General features: G+C 54.1%; 3 protein-coding genes. 2 read left to right on the forward strand and 1 reads right to left on the reverse strand.

Annotated features, from left to right (window positions below):
• Positions 1 to 223: 223 nt before the first annotated feature.
• Positions 224 to 2035 carry a translation elongation factor 4 gene (gene lepA, locus ACP5D4_RS21305; protein WP_428013611.1) on the reverse strand — a complete coding sequence of 604 codons (1812 nt, stop codon included), beginning with the start codon at positions 2033 to 2035 and terminating at the stop codon, positions 224 to 226.
• A 155-nt stretch (positions 2036 to 2190) separates the two neighbouring features.
• On the opposite strand from lepA, the gene ACP5D4_RS21310 reads away from it, so the two are divergent.
• Together ACP5D4_RS21310 and ACP5D4_RS21315 are read left to right on the forward strand one after the other, a co-directional pair.
• Entirely contained in the window at positions 2191 to 3288 is a 1098-nt protein-coding gene (locus ACP5D4_RS21310) for a pentapeptide repeat-containing protein (protein WP_428013612.1), read from the forward strand.
• Between the two features lie 192 nt (positions 3289 to 3480).
• Positions 3481 to 3550: helix-turn-helix domain-containing protein (locus tag ACP5D4_RS21315; protein WP_428013613.1), on the forward strand; the 70-nt coding region annotated here is incomplete at its 3' end.

The following is a 3550-nucleotide window of genomic DNA, read 5'->3' on the forward strand; positions in this document are numbered from 1 at the left end:
CCAAATCGCGAGGTTTGGGAATCACCGCCCTTCCTTCGGCGGTGAGGATGTCAACGATCGCCTGGGCAATCTAAAACGGTTGTTTGAGACAGGAATTCGGTATCGTGCAGCGATTTTGAGATGCGATCGAAACCTCTCGCGTCGATCGAATCGACTCAAAAAAGAACCCCGGCATCTTCGAGATGCCGGGGTTCTAACTTGTCGAACTGGCGGAAACGCCTCTCTACTCCTGTTCCAGCTTCAACATGGCCATAAACGCCTCTTGCGGAACGTCTACCGTACCGATCGCCTTCATGCGTTTCTTGCCTTTCGCCTGTTTCTTCAACAGTTTCTTCTTCCGAGAAATATCGCCGCCGTAACACTTCGCCAAAACGTCCTTTCGCAACGCCGGAATATGTTCGCTGGCAATAATCCGACTGCCAATCGCCGCTTGCAACGGCACCTTAAACTGATGGCGGGGAATCAATTCCTTGAGTTTTTCCACCAACGCACGCCCCACCGGATAGGCTTTATCGCGGTGAACGATCGCCGCCAACGCATCCACGGGATCTCCGTTTACCATCACGTCCAGACGAACCAAATCGTTGGGACGATAGCCGATTAGCTGGTATTCCATACTGGCATAACCGCGCGATCGAGACTTAATGCGATCGAAAAAGTCCGTCACCACCTCCGCCAACGGTAACTCGTATACCAGCGTCGTCCGCGTCGGCGTCAGATACTTCATATCCGTAAACTCGCCTCGCCGGGACTGACACAACTCCATCAGCGTCCCCACGTACTCTTCCGGCGTAATCAACTCAATCCGCACGTAGGGTTCCTCAATTTTCTCCCGCTGTACAGGATCGGGCATCAAACTGGGGTTATCCACCTGAATCTCTTCCCCGTCCGTCTTCGTCACCCGATACACCACCGAGGGGGAGGTGGTAATCAAATCTAAATCGTACTCCCGTTCGAGCCGTTCCTGCACGATTTCCATGTGCAGCAGCCCCAAGAAACCGCAGCGGAAGCCAAACCCCATCGCACTGGAGGTTTCCGGTTCGTAATTGAGAGCGGCGTCATTGAGTTTCAGTTTTTCCAGGGCTTCCCGCAAATCCTCGAATTGGTCGGCGTCCGTGGGGAACAAACCGCAAAACACCATCGGTTTGGCTTCCGTGTAACCGGGAAGGGGGGCTTCGGCGGGGGTTTTAGCCAGGGTGATGGTATCGCCAACTCGGGCGTCTTCGACGGCTTTAATGGCGGCGGCGAGATAGCCCACTTCTCCGGCGTGGAGTTCTTCAACCGGTTTTTGGGTTGGGGCGAGAATGCCGATTTCGTCGAGGTCGTATTCCTTTTTCGAGGCCATCAAGCGGATGCGATCGCCCTGTTTCAAAGTACCGTCCATGACCCGGAAATAGACGATAACGCCGCGATAGGGGTCGTAATAACTATCGAAAATCAGCGCCCGCAGCGGTTTATCCACGGTGTCTTGAGGCGGCGGCACCAGATGCACCAAGGATTCGAGAATTTCGGGAATGCCAATCCCTTGTTTGGCGGAGGCGCGAATGGCTTGGGAACAGTCTAAACCGATGACTTCCTCGATTTCCTCGATAACTCGTTCCGGTTCTGCCCCGGGAAGGTCGATTTTATTGAGAACTGGAATAATTTCCAGGTCGTGTTCCAGGGCGAGATAGACGTTAGCCAGAGTTTGGGCTTCCACCCCTTGGGAAGCGTCCACCACCAACAAGGCCCCTTCACAGGCGGCCAGCGATCGAGACACCTCGTAAGTAAAATCCACGTGACCCGGCGTATCGATTAAGTTGAGGACGTAATCCTCGCCATCTCGGGCTTTGTAGTCCATACGAGCGGCTTGCAACTTAATCGTAATGCCCCGTTCCCGCTCCAAATCCATGTTGTCGAGGAACTGGTCTTTCATTTTGCGCTGTTCGACCGTTCCGGTGTGCATGAGCAGCCGATCGGCAAGGGTCGATTTGCCGTGGTCGATGTGCGCGATAATCGAGAAATTGCGAATTCGGGAGACGGGTACGTCGGTCATACAATCGAAGGATAAGTGCAAAAACGATCGACGATCGATCGAAAATTAAAACGACTTCATATCTTCACATATTGTAAGGCTTCTGCGAGCGACTCGACGACGGGAGGATAATGAGATGATGGAATGGTGAGATTACGAGATACGTCGAACTGATTATGAACCCACCAGAGGAAGGAATTCGATCGACCGAAGAACTGCTGCGACGGTACGCCGCCGGAGAGCGGGAATTCGAGCAAGTGCGCCTCAGCGAAGCGGACTTGCATAACGCCATTTTGCACGGCATCGACCTCAGCGAAGCCATCCTCAACGAAGCCAACCTGAGTCGGGCGGACTTGCGCGGGGCGGATTTCAGTTGGGCCGATCTCAGCGGTGCCAATTTGTGCGGGGCGGACTTGCGCGGGGCGATTTTCACCCGTGCGGATTTGACCGGGGCCAATCTCACCCATGCCAATTTACTCAAAGCGGATTTAAGTTTGGCCAATTTGGAAAATGCCGATCTCAGTGAGGCGATTCTTCCCGACGGCACCCTACAAGGGGCGTCTTCGCAACCGGAAACGCTTTCGACGCCGACAGAACCCCAGTCTCCGCCGATGAAGGTCAAATTGCATTACCATCCCATTTCCGTCAACGCCCGTCGGGTATGGATTGCGCTGTTTGAAAAGGGGATTTCCTTCGAGTTATCCCGCTTGGAACTCAACGGCGATCAGTTTAAGCCGGAGTTCGTGGCGTTGAATCCCTTCCATCACGTGCCAGTTTTGGAAGATGGCGACTTTGCGGTGGTGGAATCCCTGGCGATTTTGGACTATCTCGAGGCGAAAGTTCCCGAACCGTCGTTACTTCCCCAGGAACCGAAAGCCTTGGCGATCGCTCGCATGGTGGAACTCGTCACCACCAACGAACTGTTACCCGCCATGAATCCGTTAATCCGTCAGGCGATGGGATTCGGTAACGCCAACGAGGAAACCTTGGCTAAATCTCGAGAGAAGGTTGGAACGGTTCTCGGCTTTTTCGAGGAGAAACTGGGCGAGGCGTCCTATTTCGGCGGCGAAACTCTCTCGTTTGCGGATATCGTCGGCGGAACGGCGGTGTTGTGGTTGCCCCAATTGGGGGTTTCCCTGGCGGAGTATCCTCGCGTCCAAGCCTGGAACGATCGCCTCAACCAGCGAGACAGTTGGCAGCAAACCCAACCGACTCCTGCTGAAGTGGAAGCGTTCAAAGAACATATGCGGACGTTGATGGTGCGATCGGGGTGATGAGATGATGGGGTGATGAGATGAGGGGATGATGAGGGGATGATGAGGTGATGGGGTGATGAGATGAGGGGATGATGAGGTGATGGTGCGATCGGGGTGATGGTGCGATCGGGGTGATCACGAAATTTTGGGTTTAAAACCCCGTCCTTCCAGGACGGCTTTACAATAAATTTGGGCTAGTAAACTGCCAAAATGACACTTCGAGCTTTCCGATATCGCTTCTATCCAACTCCCCAGCAAGAGTCCCTCTTGCGGCGAACTC

The organism is Baaleninema sp. (genome assembly GCF_049974805.1).
GTDB lineage: Bacteria > Cyanobacteriota > Cyanobacteriia > Cyanobacteriales > Geitlerinemataceae > Baaleninema.